Here is a 14,937-nt window from a genome sequence, read left to right as displayed (position 1 = left end):
AAAAATCAGGTGGAGGTGGAAGGGGTCCCCCTTCCACCTCCACCTAATAATAAAAAGTAAAAGAAGTTAACGGCATACCCTTGACTAAAGGTAAGAAAGGTGGCTGGGACAGAAGTATTTTTACAGACGAAAATCCGAGCAGCCAATATGTGGTGCAGGTATATCGCTCCTGAAATATTCGCCGCTTTCCGCGGGAAGCGGCTGAGCCTCCGCGTGCTTCGCCCTGCGGGGTCTCACCTGCGCTTTTCCTCCCGCAGGAGTCGGCGAATACTTCATCCGCTTATCAGCTTTTTGTTCGGATTCTAATCTAAATGTCCCAGCCTCCCTCTTCGGTTATTTCTACAGGTCATCAAATCCGTTGTCCGCTCCCACCTTTGTGTACTGGCGGGATTTCTGTTCAAAGAAATCGGTTTTGCCGCTGTTCACGTCTTCGTAGATTTTAATCCATTTCATCGGGTTTTTCCGGTATCCTTCAAAGGGACGCTCAACACCCAGCTCGTTGACTCTCTTGTTTGCCATAAACCGAATATAGTTCTCAAGATCTTCCAGCACAATTCCTTCGATCGGTTCCTTAAACAGATGTCTCGCCCAGCCGATTTCCAGCTCTGCAGCTCTTACGAACGTCTTCTGTACAAATTCCCGGGTTTCACGGGAATCGAGCTCCGGGTACTCGTGAAGAATTTCTCTGAATATCCGGGCAAACAGATTCACGTGAAGCTGTTCATCACGGTTAATATAGTTGATCATCGTCGAGGTGGATACCATCTTTCCATTTCTGGCCAGGTTGTAGAAGAAGCTGAATCCCGAATAAAAGTTCAGACCTTCCAGAACAACGTCGTAAACAATGGATTCCATGAACGTTTTCGGTGAAGGTGCGTTCAGGAATGCCTCGTACCCCTCGGCAATAAAGTCGTTTCTTTCACGTAAGACAGGATCATGCTTCCAGTATTCAAAGATTTCATCCTGCTTCTTTTTATCGGTTACGCTGGACAATACGTACGAGTAGCTCTGATTGTGAACCACTTCCTGAAATGAAAGAACGGTCATCAGTGCCGAGAGACTGGAGTCGGTCAGGTACTGGGCCACTTTCTGGGAGTAGTCGGTCTGGATGCTGTCCAGAAACGCCAGAAGGCCGATAATTTTGTTGAAGGCTTCCTGTTCGTGCCCAGGGAGCTCGGCGTACTGTTTTACGTCGGTGGTCATGTTTATCTCGAAGGGTGTCCAGAAGTTTGCGAGCATGTTTTTGTACATGGGATATGCCCAGGAATATCGTGTGTCATCCCAGTTCAGGACGTTGGAACTTTCTCCGTTAATGATGCCGGTGGAGGCGTTCGGGGCGCCGGGATCATACAGTTTTCTTTTATAAAGTGTGTTGTTTGGATTCATATTTTCAATTCCTTTCATTAAATACTGTACTCAGTAAGCTCCGCTTCACACCTTGCGCTCGCTTTCCGCGGCGATGCCGGCAAGCCTCCGCGGGCTTTGCCCTGCGGGATCTCGCCTGGCCTCCATTGCAGCAGGAGTCCCGCTTCAGGTGTTTCGCTTCGCATTTCCCATCAGAACTCTTTGATGTCAGCCTTGCCTTCTGTTAACTTGAACAGCTTTCGCATTCGTCGTATTCCCCTGATGTGGACCGTACATAATAGGTTGTTTTCAGCCTTTCCTTCCATGCTAAAAGGTGAAGCTCCAGGAGCTCTTTTGCCCTGATGGTGTTTTTGACGTAGAGGTTGAAAGAGATGCCCTGATCCACATACTTTTGACGGGCTCCGTTCTGGCGGATGCTCCAGTGCTGATCGATATCGTGTGCCCGTTTATAAAACCACGTCGTCTCGCTCGTGAGATCCGGTGCTGTCACCGGTATACGGTAATTCTTTTTTTCTTCGGCGTACTCCTTGCGGTAAATCGGATCAATCGATGCGGTGGTACCTGCAATGATCGCCGTGGAGGAATTGGGGGCCACAGCCATCAGGTACCCGTTCCGGATTCCCTTTTCCCATACATCCTCGGCAGCGGCTTCCCACTCTTCTCCTAAATAGCCTCGTGAGGTGAAAAAACTTCCGTCCTCCCAGTCTGAACCTTTATAAGCGGGATATGGCCCTTTTTCCTCTGCCAGTTCAGCACTTGCCCGAATTGTCAGCCGGGCAATTTTACCGTAAACCGCGTCAGCAAATTCCACAGCCTCTTCACTTTCCCAGCGGATTCTTTCCTTTGCGAGAAGATGATGCCAGCCATAGGTGCCAAGGCCGATTCCACGGTATTTTCTGTTTGTGAGCTGAGCCTGGGGAACTTCGATACTGTTAATGTCAATGACGTTATCGAGCATTCTCACCTGAATCGGGATAAGCCGTTCCAGGACCCCATCTGGCACCGCCTTTGCAAGATTCACAGAGCTCAGGTTGCACACCACATAGTCCCCCGGCTGTTTTTCTATGAGAATCCGGCCGTCCCCGGCCGATTCTTCCACCACGGTTGTCGGACTCATGTTCTGCATAATTTCCGTACAGAGGTTCGAACCGTAGATCATGCCTTCGTGGCTGTTCGGGTTGCTCCGGTTTGCCTCGTCCCGGTAAAACATATACGGCGTTCCCGTTTCAAGCTGGGAAATCATGATCCGTTTCATAATCTCGATGGCAGGAACGGTTTCACGGCTCAGAACGGGATCATTCACACAGGCTTCATACTTTTTACGGAAACTTCCGTTACCCTTGTTTTCGTCGTAAAAATCTTCAAGGGAGAACCCCATCCGCTGCCTTACTTCATGGGGATCAAAGAGATGCCAGTCCCCGCGCGCCTCCACTTTTTCCATGAACAGATCGGGCAGGCACACACCGGTAAACAGATCGTGAGTCCGCTGCCGCTCATCCCCATTGTTCAGTTTCGCATCAAGGAACGGGAAAATATCCTTATGCCAGACATCAAGATAAACGGCGATCGCCCCCTGGCGCTGGCCGAGCTGATCAACGCTGACAGCCGTATTGTTCAGCTGCTTCATCCATGGAAGCACCCCCGATGAGTTCCCTTTAAAACCTTTAATGGAAGATCCCTTTGCACGGATCTTCCCGAGATAAATTCCGATCCCTCCACCGTTTTTGCTCAGAGTGGCTGCATCTGTTACCGAATCAAAAATACCTCTCAGGCTGTCGTCCACCGTGTCGATAAAACAGCTGGAGAGCTGACCGTGCGATTTCCCTGCGTTGGCGAGGGTCGGTGTAGCAGCAGTCATGTACAGATTCGCCATAGCCCAGTAAGCTTCTTTCACGTATTCCATTCTCCGGGAACGCTCTTCATGCTGCATGAGCGTCATCGCCACAATCATGAATCTTTCCTGCGGCAGTTCAACCCGGTCGCCCTGGTGGTTTTTGGCAAGGTACCGGTCAATAAACGTATGTAAGCCGGGAAAAGTAAACTGCCGGTCCTTCTCCGGATCGAGGATGTCCCCAAGCTCTCTCAGTTCCGAACCGGTATACATCTCCGTCAGACAGCGGTCGTAAATACCTTCTTCGGAAAGATACCTGACCGATTCCGCAAAACTCCTGTACACTTCATCAGTTTTACAGAAGCGCCGGCCGGCAACCTCCCGATAGTACTCTTTGAGCCGGTAACGGGCGGCGGCATAGGTCCAGTCAGGCTCCTCAATACTGAGACGGTCAAGTGCCAGCTGCTGTAGCTGCCGTGAAGTATACGCTTCTTCATTTTCCGGCCACCCCGTCCAGTCAAGTTGGCTGAATTCACTCTGAATGTCTTTATCCATTACTTTTTCCACTGCTATCCCTCCTGATTTCTGCAAAATAAAAAAGACCCTTTCCTCGGGGAAAGAGCCGGATTCATTAAAGCAGCAGGAAGTTCCTGCACCTGAAAGGTACAGAAGATTAAAAGTGTCTGAAGGAAACCGGTCCAATCTGTGACCGGGCACCGCAGACTCGTTCGGTATGTTGCGGACCTGCCGCTTCATGAACTCAATCCCCGAAGTCATGAAACTGTCGAAACACAGGCAGGTCTCCTGACTCATGCTTCATCCTACTCTGAGCCTTCCCATACACACACGTACAGTGGATTCTCATTTCGTCAGCATTCACAGTTGCGGGGACAGTTCCGGTTTTCCTCATACCGGATTCCCTTTTAAGTCTGATTGACACCAGCGCTTCAGCATACAATATATAGTTTTCAACAAAGTGATATACACCGTATTTAGTATTGTAAAACATAATCAGCCAGCTTGCAAGAATGATAACAGACTATTTTCATCTGCGGGCGGGCTCCGCTGATTTTACCTCCCTGCACCAATTTAAACGGTCGTCTACTGATCGAGGGGGGCGAACGACTGCTGTCTCAGTGCTTCATACACGAGAATGGCCGCTGTGTTGGACAGGTTCAGGGAGCGGACGTTCCCGGTCTGGGGAATTTTCAGACAGCGTTCCCGGAACCGCTCAGTTACCTCCTGAGGCAGTCCTGTCGTTTCCCTGCCGAAAACAAAGAAGTAATCTTTTTCCGGATCGCTGTACTCCCGCTCATGATAGTAGTTCTCCCCAACTGTTTCAATAAAGAAAAGCTCGCTGCGACTGTGCTTTTCAAGGAAGTGTTCAAGTGAATCGTAATAATGAATTTTTACACTCGGCCAGTAGTCACAGCCGGCACGCTTAAGCATCCTGTCCTCTGTGGAAAAGCCGAGGGGGCGGATCAGATGAAGCGATGTATTGGTTCCCGCGCATGTGCGGGCGATATTTCCTGTATTCGCCGGAATTTCCGGCTGGTAAAGTACGACGTGTATTCCCATTTCAGTCACCTCTGGTTTCTCAGCTGTACAAACGCCATTATACCAGAAAAAGTGTCGTGTACGGAAAAACCGAAAAACCCCGCTTCCGGAGAAACGGGGCCCCTCCCTCAGTCAACGAGGTGAAAGAATTTATATTTTATGCCCGGTGTCCAGGCAGTGGAATCCTCGTATGCCCAGTAACGCATGCGGCTGTTAGTGGTGTTTGCGTTTACGAGGGGCTGGTTTTCCTTGTCTTTTCCAGTGACAATTGTAGTGTGCTGCCAGCGCCCGTCTCCGTTAAAGTCGTAACAGATGATATCCCCGCGGACAAGCTCCTCTGCCGACTGGACCTCCCGTGCTTTAATCACCGGACGGGCACCGCTTACGTACCACCGGAAAGCATTGGCAACGGTCCAGCTGTAGCTCCAGCTTTTCCCCCTGTACCACCACCCCTTTCCGCGGCTGCCTGCTCCTGTCATTGGAACACCCCCGGCGTGTATGCACTGGCTGAGGTAGTTGGTGCAGTTATTTTCAAAGTTTTTATAGGCCGGGTTCGGAGTATTCCACCACCTCTCAGCGTATCGTACCGCTTCAAGCCGATCATAGCGGCGGTACTCCGGAATGTCTGTTTCCCGCTGAACGAACGGTGCTTCGGAACTTTTTTCCGGAAGCTCTTCCATATTGCTGCCTTCTTCGTTCAGAAGATAATCATCCGCAAGCTCCCCCTCCTCCATGACTGCGCGTCTGAGCTGAATCTGTTCCTCAATATAGATTTGGCCCTGCTGACGGATGATATGCTGAAAATACAGAATGTAATCAATTTGTTCCCGCTCACCAACCGACTGCTGCCGGATGATTCTGCCGTCGGAAATATTTTTTATTATGGATGCCCCTCTTGCATAGAGCTGCTCCTCTTTTCTGGCAAAAGCCTCTCCTTCACTGGCCCTGAAAAAGGGCAGGCCTGCTTCATCCGATACATAACAGTCGTGGCAGTGTTCGATGTATTCCCTCAGCCGCCTGATCGTCCTGTTCACCGGCATCTCTCCTCCCCGCTTCTTCTGACATTCTATGCAGAAAGAACAGAGGATCATGCCGCCGGAAATAAAAAGAGAGCCCTGCACTCTGCAGCTGCTCCCAATAGTCAATTTCATGAAATTCTCTCTATCGCACCTTCAAGCCTTAGAAGGTGTTCTTTTTTGTCCAGACCCCCGCCGTAGCCGACCATGGATCCGTTGCTGCCAATTACCCGGTGGCACGGAATCAGAATCGGAACCGGATTCTTGTTGTTTGAACCGCCAATGGCCCGCACCGCCTTTGGTGCCCCGATTTCCATTGCAATCTGCTTGTAGGATTTCGTTTCACCGTACGGAATCAGCTTCACCTTCTCCCATACAAGACACTGAAACTTCGAGCCTACCAGGTCAAGTTTCACGGAAAATGAGGTCCGTGTCCCTGCAAAGTACTCTTCAAGCTCTGTTACAACAGGCTGGAGCTTTTCTGCATCTTCTTTAAGTTCGGCATTCATGAAGTGTTTTTTCGTCCATGTGCGGATCGCCGAGCACGATTCTTTCACCGGACCGAATTCGATCAGACAGACACCGTAATCGGTGCTTGCGATCGTTAAGGCTCCGATCGGACTATTCATTTCCGTTACGTAAATGAATGACCGTTTCGTCATACATACCCCTTCTTTCAGTCCATCTTTATCCCCTGACAAGCCTGTTCTGCCATGCAAGTATTGCATCAGCCAGATACTTCCTGCATAAAGGACTAATCCTATCCTACTGGACAACGCGTTGACTTTCCAAGACTATAATTCTTTATTTAAAAGGATCTCAAGCCCTTTATCGATCTCTTCCTCTGCCTCAGTATCAGTTTCTCTGTCTTTCGCCTGTTTAAGCACCAGTTCGGTTTCTGCACCTCCGCCGATGACTCCTGCAGCCCAAGCCGCCGTCCCCCGGATAACCGGACGGGGATCGCCGGCAATTAAATCGTACAGCACCGGAAGCGCTGATTCTTCCTTAAAATGGGCAAGGGCGATAATAGCGTTGCGCTGGATCGGCTTTTTCCCACGCCAGGACCCTGCTATTTTCCCATAAGTTTCTTTAAATTCCCTGTTCGAAATCGTCAGCAGCGGCTCAAGCTTAGGCTTCACCACCTCCGGGTCCGGCTCCATCTCCTCGTGATGATGAAAATCCTTACCCTTATTTTCAGGACAGACGACCTGGCACGTATCGCATCCGTACAGACGGTTCCCGAGCTTTTTTCGAAAGCGGTCCGGAAGAAAATCCTTCGTCTGCGTCAGATAGGCAATACATTTGCCCGAATCCAGCTGACCGCCCTGCACGAGAGCTCCCGTTGGGCATGCGTCCACACACTTATTGCACGTGCCGCACTGATCCTCAATCGGCTGGTCAGGCTCAAGCGCCACCGTCGTCACCATTTCCCCTAAATACATATACGACCCGAACTCCGGAGATATGATAGCGCAGTTTTTTCCGCTCCAGCCGATACCGGCCCGCTCGGCCACCGCCCGGTCCGACAGTTCACCGGTATCGACCATCGATACGCTCCTCGCTCCTGCGACACGCTCATCAATAAACGCCTCGATCTGAGCAAGCTTTCTTCTGAGGATGTGGTGGTAATCCTCGCCCCAGGAGGCCCTGCAGAAAATTCCCCGCCGGTCACCCTTCTTTGAAACCGGAGCATCCTTCATTTTCGATGGATAAGCAAGTGCAATCGCAATAATTGTCTTCGCCTCCGGCAAAAGCATCTGCGGCTCCGTCCGCTTATCAAGATCCGGTTCTTCAAAGCCGCTCTCATACCCGAGTTCGCGGTGTTTTACAAGACGATCCTTCAGCGTCAGAAACGGGTCCACTGAGGCAAACCCAATCTTATCAACGCCTATGCTCCTACTATATGCAGCGATTTCCTCTTTTAATTGGGCTCCTGTTACCATTACCGCCACCTCCTTCCGACTTTTGGCTAAAAATGGATATTAAGTCCTGAGATACAGGTTGTTGCCATGCTTAAAAAGCAGTACCCTTCCCCATCACAAGGACACCGCTTTAATAAGCTTCTGTTAAAGTCTATTGTTGATTTTCGCTCACTGCGCTCCCTTTCCGCGGGCACCACTGCAGCCTCCTCGGGAAAATCCCCCTGCGGGGTCTTCCGTTGGCGCTCTTACCGCAGGAGTGTCGCACGTTTGCTCCAATCAACTTTTATAATCACTATTAAGCTTTACCAGAGCCTTTATCAAAGGTATTCGAATGATCTCCGCTGCCCTGTACCGTGCAGACCTGCCGTAAATGGGACGGCAGGCCACAGCATTTCCTGAACCGTATTGTACTACCGGACCCCATAGGTGTCAAACGGCTCAATTTTCAGGTTTCGCAGGGAATTCCCCGGGAAATGACGAATGGTGTAGGGACTATACTATGGGAGGTATGAAAAGATGAATTTTGATTTTACTGTCCAGACAGACAAAAAGCCGGAACAGGTGGTGAATGACCTGGAGAACACACTGAAAGAAGCTTCTTTTGGTGTACTCTGGTCATTCAATGTAAAGGAAAAGCTAGATGAGAAGGGAGTCGGATTTGACTCAGACTATTACATTCTTGAAGTTTGCAACCCTCAGATCGCCAAGGACGCGCTTCAGTCCACAAAAATGGCCGGATATTTTCTGCCCTGTAAAGTAGTTGTATATGAAAATGAAGGCCAGACGTATATAGGCATGCCGAAACCGACTGTTCTTATGGAACATGTGGAAAGCGAAGACGTTATGCGCGTTGCGGAGGAAGTTGAAGATACACTTCGGGAATGCTTCAAGAAAGCGGTGTAGAACAGAAGCTGGGAGGCTGGGCCTAGATGGTTGATTGTCCAAATATACACTCGCTTGCGCGGGCAGGGCTTCAGCTAACCGGGGAAGATCGCCCCGGTGGATCTTCAACTCCTGCTTTTCCAGCAGGCGTCGTGATTTTTGAACTACCAACGACCGTTAAGAGGTTCCCTTATGGATTGTTTTGATTGCGGTGACTTTGGGAAATAAGGCCTCGCCCCATCCTCAGGAGCCTTTTTTAATCAGCAAAAACGGTCCCCATTATCAAAGGCGATAATGGGGACCGTTTTTTCCTATTAGAGACCGGATTGTTCCAGCCTCTGCCTACTGCAATTACTTAAATGTTTTTTCATCTACAATTTCATGAAGATGGTTGTAGATGATCAGCCTGCTTGGACGATTGTCCCCGGCTATTTTCTCTGCTTCTTCGATAGCCTGGTCCATCTTGTCATAAGATGTTTCAGGGGCCACGTCCTCAATTTTTACAAACCATTCATCTGCATCCTTGTTTGGTCTCACAGTGTACTCTTTCATGAATGTCAATCCTCCTTCTGGCGAGTCGAAGTACTTTCCTGCTCGTATTGTCGCTATTTCCGCAAAACGGCTTGATTAAACCTGAACCAGTTAAGACTTTCAGCCGATTTTCCAAATAGCGAGTTTAAGTTCGGGACAAACTGGAAATGGATTCACATAACATACCGTTCAGAGGAGAGTGACACAGAATGGACTATAACGAAGCAAAAGATATGCAGACAGGCGGGCAGCCGAAACAGCGCCAGCGCCGCCAGCCCGGTTATGAATATGAAATGGATCCGATGCCGATCTTTGATGATCCTGAATATAAAGGAAGCGGCAAACTGGAAGGAAAAACGGCTCTTATTACCGGCGGAGACAGCGGCATAGGCCGTGCAGTCAGTATCGCCTTTGCGAAAGAAGGAGCCAACGTGGCCATCGTTTATAAAAACGAACACGAAGATGCAGAAACCACAAAAAAGCTCGTGGAGGATAAAGGCACACGCTGTATCCTTATTGCAGGCGATATTGGAAACGAACAGTTCTGCCGTGACGCAGTGGAAAAAACAGTCGGGGAATTCGGCGGGCTTGACTGTCTCATTAACAATGCAGCCGAACAGCACTTCGCCGATGATCTCAGGGACATTTCCGCGGACCAGCTGAAGCGGACGTTTGATACAAATATCTTCTCGGCCTTTTACTTTACCCAGGCAGCCCTGGATCATTTAAAGGAAGGCAGCACGATAATTAACTCCGTGTCAGTCGTGGCCTACCGCGGAATGCCGGTGCTCATGGACTACTCTGCCACCAAGGGCGCTCTTGTATCGCTTACCCGCTCACTTTCGGAAAACCTTGTTTCAAAAGGAATCCGGGTGAACGGAGTAGCCCCTGGACCAATCTGGACGCCGCTTATCCCTGCTTCCTTCCCTGAGGATAAAGTCGCTGAATTCGGTACGACCAGCCCGATGGGCCGGCCTGGTCAGCCTGCGGAACTGGCTCCGAGTTACGTGTACCTGGCCTCAAATGATTCATCCTACGTCTCCGGTCAGGTCATCCATGTAAATGGCGGAGATATTATAAATGGATAGATAAAAGCGATCCGCCGGTATTCACATGCCGGCGGTTTTTTCAGCGCTGCAGCAGGACCTATCCACTGAATATTGAAATTATTCAACGCTGAATCATCTGCTCTAAAAGCGAAATAAAATAATTAACCACCAAATCATTCCCGCTAAACGCCAAATAAAATAATTAACCACCAAATCACTCACGCTAAACGCCAAATAAAATAATTAACCACCAAATCACTCCCACTAAATGCCAAATAATAATTAACCACCAAATCACTCACGCTAAATGCCAAATAAAATAATTAACCACCAAATCACTCCCGCTAAATGCCAAATAAAATAATTAACCACCAAATCACTCCCGCTAAATGCCAAATACAAAAAAGTGGGCCCCGATTCAAAGTGAATCGGGGCCCCAGTCTGCCGTTATGACGCTTCTTCCACCGGTGCAGGCTTTCTGTTTTTCCTGCGTCCGAATACTTTACGAAACAGTCCTCTGAATCCGTGCTTCACGTCTTCAAACAGAAGGTAGACTGAAGGAATCAGGACGAGTGTGATCAGTGTGGCAAAAAGAAGTCCGCCGATGATCACTGTTGCAAGGGGTGCCTGGTAGCTGCTCGCCGTTCCTGTTGCGATTGCAAGCGGCAGCATCCCCGCCACCGTCGTGAGCGTTGTCATGAAAATCGGACGGATCCGGTTCTGTCCCGCTTCCTTCACAGCATCTTCAGCTGTCATACCCTCATTTCTGAGCTGCTTCGTTCTGTCGATAAGAAGAATGGCATTGTTGAGGACAATCCCGATCAGCATCAGCAGCCCCATCGCCGACAGCATACTGAGTTCACGCTGGGTAATAAGAAGAGCCAGCACAGCCCCGATCGCCGTCATCGGAATGATAGACATAACTATAAGCGGATGAGCAAGACTGTTAAACTGCACCGCCATTACCACGTACACAAGGAAGATGGAAATAGCAACGACCATCATGAGTTCCATCATCATTTCCTGCTGGGCCGAAACATCCCCGCCGGTACTGACTGAGAGACCCGAAGGTACATCCAGATTTCCGATCACCTGCTGCACGTCCCGTGTAACAGACCCTAGATCCCTGCCTTCAATCCCAGCGGAGACTGACACAAAGCGCTCTCCGTTATCGCGTGAGATCATCACCGGGGAAGTAACTGTTTCAAAGCCGACGAACTCCGAGAGTTCCGCCGAACCTGCGGCTGTCATGATCTCAAGCTCCGCCAGGTCTGATTCTGTGGTCACTGTATCGCTGCTTTTTACCGTTACGGGTATCGTCTCACCACCGCGGACAACCTCGCCTGCCGGCATTTCACCGAATACGCCCTGAAGACGGCCGAAGATTTCGGATCGTGTGATGCCAGCTTCCTCCATGGCTTCATTATCAAATACAATCATTCTTTCCTCACGGGTTTCCTCCACGGAGGTCCTCACATTTACGAGCCCCTCTACCGCTTCAAGCTCCGATACAAGCTTTCCGCCCAGTTCCCGGGCCTCGGTAAAATCACTTCCTTTAACACGCAACTGGACCGGTTCGCCTCCCGCAGCACCCATTTCCATCATCCCGACTGCTTTGATCGGGTAGTCGTCCTCAAGATCCCGTATCGCTTCATTGATCGCCACGTTGACTTCATCCTGAGGAGTAGTCACATTATCTCCTGTCGTCATATTGACGAGCATAAACATAAACGCAGGATCGTCGATGAGAAAGCTCGATTCCACATCAGGCACTGTCTCGAGTTTTTCCCCAATTGCCTCGGCAATTTCCTGACGTTCGGAAGGAGAGAGGCTTCCCTCGAGTTCAATCGGTACTTCCGCATAGCGGTTATATACATCCGGCATGATCGTAACCGGTACCTTTGCCGTCAGCGCCATGGAGCCGGCAAACACAAGGAAAAACAGAAAAATCATGCTGTAGCGGCGACGCTTTCTGGATGAAATCCAGCCGATCAGGCTGCCGTAGCCCTGCGTGATCGGCCCCCGTTTATCCCCTTTTCCCCTGTCCTTTTTCCTGAGCTTCAGAAAGTTTTCGGACAGTGCCGGAATCAGAGTAAACGACACGATCACCGAACTGACGAGTGTAATTACGATGACCATACTGAGAAGCAGAACAAACTGACCCACTTCACCGCCAAACAGGCCGACAGGAACGAAAACCACGATCGTGGTCAGCATGGAGGCAATAACAGCGGTGGCGACTTCCCTGACGCCTTTCGATACCGCTTCCATGCCTGTAAAACCCTGCTCTTTTTTGCGGTACACCGATTCCAGTATAACGATGGACGCATCGACCATCATTCCGATCCCAAGCCCCAGGGCTATAAGCGTGATAATGTTAAAGCTGTATCCGAACAGCCACATAGAGGTAAAAGTGAGAAGAACCGAGACCGGAATTGCCACACCGGCCACGACAGTTGCCCTGAAATTGCGAAGAAACAGAAGCAGTATGAGAAGCGCCAGCACGCCTCCGATGAGCACGTTCTGTGTGACACCGTCCAGCGCCTCCACTACATAATCCGCCTGGTTTACCACTTCATTAAATCCGAACCCCGAGACAAGCCCGGCTGCCCTGATTTCATCCACTTCACCGCGGATATCCTCTGCCATGCCGATCTGCGTATATCCTTCGGCCCGGCTGATTTCCATAAATATAAAATCTCTGGTTCCGTCTTTCCACGCCATTGCCGACCGCTGGTTTGTCACTTCGGACACTTCAGCCAGATCGTCAAGCTTTACCGGGCCGTTCATGGAAGGAATCGTTACCGCCCTGAGGTCATCAGCTGACTGAAATGCCGTGTTCCATCGAAGCGCCGGTCCATTCTCTTCTTCAGTGAGCTCACCGAGTGTTGTCTCCGTATTTTCCTGCTGCATCAGCGCTGTTACCTGCTGCAGTTCAAGTCCGTTATCAGAGAGGGCCTCATTGTCAAACTCGATCACGAATTCCGATTCCTGGATTCCACTCAGTACCACTTCCCGGACAGAACTGAGTGATTCAAGACGGGGCTTTACGACATTCCGGGCAAAATCAGTCATTTCAGCAAGATCCCCGCCTGAAACCTCCATGAAAAATTCAGCGTCCTGGTTTGTACTCAATGCCATAACGTGAACAAAGTTCAGTCCACTGACACTTGATTCAAGAGCCGCTACCCTCCCTTCAAGTTCCCGGGTCACTTCCTGCGTGCGTCCCTCTTCAATTTCAATAAAAATCGAGCTGTTTCCCGCCGTGGTGCTGGACTGGTATCCTTCAACACCGTCTGTTCCGGCAAGAATCTGTTCAATCGGAGCTGTAACCCGCTCCTCCACATCAAGTACACTCATATCCCCTGCGTTGGCACTGATGACCGCATAGTTAAAATCAATCTGCGGCATCAGCTCCCGGTCCAGTTTACTCAGGCCGTAGAACCCGAACACCACGACCATCGTGACCATCAGACCAATCAGAATCTTACGTTCAACCAGTTTCATCAATACACCCATTTCCCCTATCCCGCCTTTCGTTATGTCCGAACATTTCTACGCACCAGCCCGGACGAAGTTTCACTTTCCAGAAAAATACTTTTTATCCTACTTCAGTTTACCTCCGTTTCATCAGCACGCCCATAGGCCCGGGTCTGTTTTTTTATCCGTCTCGAGGCTTAGTTATCCTTTCATTTGAGTTCCCATGCCCACGGTGGTTAAATAAAGGGAGTCAGCTAAAAGGAGAGGAATATTATGCAGAGAATTGAACTTACAGACGACCTGTCATTTTCCCGCGTTGTCCACGGAATGTGGCGGTTAAATGACTGGAATTTCACACCCGAACAGAGGCTTGATCTCATTCTTCACTGCCTGGACCAGGGAATCACCACATTCGACCATGCCGATATTTACGGCAGCTACACGTGCGAGAAACTGTTTGGCGAGGCACTCGCACTCCAGCCTGAATTGAGGAGTAAAATGGAGATTGTTTCAAAATGCGGAATCGTCCTGGAGTCGGAAAACCGCCCATCACACAAATCCCACCACTACAATACAACGAAGGAACACATCGTATTGTCCGTGGAAAACTCCCTTAGAGATCTTCATACCGATTATCTGGACACGCTTTTAATCCACCGTCCGGACCCGATGATGAACCCGGCTGAGGTGGCCGAAGCGTTCAGTGAGCTGAAGAAATCCGGTAAGGTCCGGACATTCGGAGTGAGTAATTTTAAAGCCCATCAGTACAACATGCTCGAGTCTTTTCTAGATGAGCCCCTGGTGACAAACCAGGTGGAAGTGTCCGCGTCACAGCTTGAAAACATTCATGACGGCACACTTGATCATGCCCTTGAAAAACGGATTTTTCCAATGGCCTGGTCTCCCCTCGCAGGCGGAGCGATTTTTACCGGGGAAGATGAAAAATCCCTGCGTCTGAAAGATACGCTCAAACAGATCGCTGAAGAACTGGGGACCGAAGATTTATCCGAGGTTCTCTATGCGTGGATTCTCCGGCATCCATCAAACATCTTGCCAATCGCCGGTTCCGGAAAAAAGGAGCGGATTGACGCAGCCGTACGTTCTCTTAATCATGAGCTTACTCTTGATCAGTGGTTTGCAGTTCTTCACGCCTCCATGGGCCATGATGTTCCATAAAGGCCTGTGCCAATTAAGCAATGAGCAAAGCCGCTGCAGCACGACCGTTTTTCCGATCAGGCTGCAGTGCGCGGAGCCATTGCTTTTTTATTTACACGCTGCCATGAAAGTACCCTTTCCAATGCACA

At 50.0% G+C, this 14,937-nt stretch carries 11 protein-coding genes and 1 riboswitch; of the genes, 3 read left to right on the top strand and 8 right to left on the bottom strand.

What is annotated here, in order from left to right:
- Window positions 1–339: 339 nt before the first annotated feature.
- The 6 genes from FGB90_RS19355 to queG all read right to left on the bottom strand — a co-directional run bounded on the left by FGB90_RS19355 (window position 340) and on the right by queG (window position 7,712).
- Complete coding sequence (locus FGB90_RS19355; RefSeq protein ID WP_138812490.1) at window positions 340–1,386, bottom strand: ribonucleotide-diphosphate reductase subunit beta; 1,047 nt, start codon at window positions 1,384–1,386, stop codon at window positions 340–342.
- 202 nt (window positions 1,387–1,588) lie between these two features.
- Window positions 1,589–3,751, bottom strand: a complete 2,163-nt coding sequence (locus tag FGB90_RS19350) for a ribonucleoside-diphosphate reductase subunit alpha (protein ID WP_138812494.1) — start codon at window positions 3,749–3,751, stop codon at window positions 1,589–1,591.
- A gap of 222 nt (window positions 3,752–3,973) precedes the next feature.
- Window positions 3,974–4,155: riboswitch (cobalamin riboswitch) on the bottom strand.
- 142 nt (window positions 4,156–4,297) lie between these two features.
- Window positions 4,298–4,774, bottom strand: coding sequence for a tRNA (uridine(34)/cytosine(34)/5-carboxymethylaminomethyluridine(34)-2'-O)-methyltransferase TrmL (gene trmL, locus FGB90_RS19345; protein ID WP_138812489.1), 477 nt, complete (start codon window positions 4,772–4,774; stop codon window positions 4,298–4,300).
- Between the two features lie 107 nt (window positions 4,775–4,881).
- On the bottom strand, window positions 4,882–5,793 hold the full coding sequence (locus tag FGB90_RS19340) for an amidase domain-containing protein (protein WP_138812488.1): 912 nt from the start codon (window positions 5,791–5,793) through the stop codon (window positions 4,882–4,884).
- Window positions 5,794–5,900: 107 nt separating this feature from the next.
- Window positions 5,901–6,431 carry a methylated-DNA--[protein]-cysteine S-methyltransferase gene (locus FGB90_RS19335; RefSeq protein WP_138812487.1) on the bottom strand — a complete coding sequence of 177 codons (531 nt, stop codon included), beginning with the start codon at window positions 6,429–6,431 and terminating at the stop codon, window positions 5,901–5,903.
- A 132-nt stretch (window positions 6,432–6,563) separates the two neighbouring features.
- Window positions 6,564–7,712, bottom strand: a complete 1,149-nt coding sequence (gene queG, locus FGB90_RS19330) for a tRNA epoxyqueuosine(34) reductase QueG (RefSeq protein WP_138812486.1) — start codon at window positions 7,710–7,712, stop codon at window positions 6,564–6,566.
- A 495-nt stretch (window positions 7,713–8,207) separates the two neighbouring features.
- Between queG and FGB90_RS19325 the strand changes: the two genes are divergently transcribed.
- The gene (locus tag FGB90_RS19325; RefSeq protein ID WP_138812485.1) at window positions 8,208–8,594 is read left to right on the top strand and encodes a DUF302 domain-containing protein; all 387 of its coding nucleotides are present in this window, start codon (window positions 8,208–8,210) and stop codon (window positions 8,592–8,594) included.
- 330 nt (window positions 8,595–8,924) lie between these two features.
- Here the strand turns inward: FGB90_RS19325 and FGB90_RS19320 are convergent, their stop codons facing one another.
- The gene (locus FGB90_RS19320) at window positions 8,925–9,125 is read right to left on the bottom strand and encodes a DUF2188 domain-containing protein (protein ID WP_138812484.1); all 201 of its coding nucleotides are present in this window, start codon (window positions 9,123–9,125) and stop codon (window positions 8,925–8,927) included.
- Between the two features lie 188 nt (window positions 9,126–9,313).
- Here FGB90_RS19320 and FGB90_RS19315 point away from each other — a divergent pair, with 188 nt between their 5' ends.
- Window positions 9,314–10,192: an SDR family oxidoreductase gene (locus tag FGB90_RS19315; protein ID WP_138812483.1), complete on the top strand. Its 879-nt coding sequence runs from the start codon at window positions 9,314–9,316 to the stop codon at window positions 10,190–10,192.
- 408 nt (window positions 10,193–10,600) lie between these two features.
- Here FGB90_RS19315 and FGB90_RS19310 read toward each other — a convergent pair whose 3' ends face one another.
- A complete protein-coding gene (locus FGB90_RS19310) occupies window positions 10,601–13,672 on the bottom strand; it encodes an efflux RND transporter permease subunit (RefSeq protein WP_138812482.1) in 3,072 nt (1,023 codons plus the stop codon).
- Window positions 13,673–13,906: 234 nt separating this feature from the next.
- Between FGB90_RS19310 and FGB90_RS19305 the strand changes: the two genes are divergently transcribed.
- Window positions 13,907–14,809, top strand: a complete 903-nt coding sequence (locus tag FGB90_RS19305) for an aldo/keto reductase (RefSeq protein WP_138812481.1) — start codon at window positions 13,907–13,909, stop codon at window positions 14,807–14,809.
- Window positions 14,810–14,937 lie beyond the last annotated feature (128 nt).

Source organism: Alteribacter natronophilus (assembly GCF_006007885.1).
GTDB classification, from domain to species: domain Bacteria; phylum Bacillota; class Bacilli; order Bacillales; family Salisediminibacteriaceae; genus Alteribacter; species Alteribacter natronophilus.
This window is presented reverse-complemented; position numbering and strand designations above follow the sequence as displayed.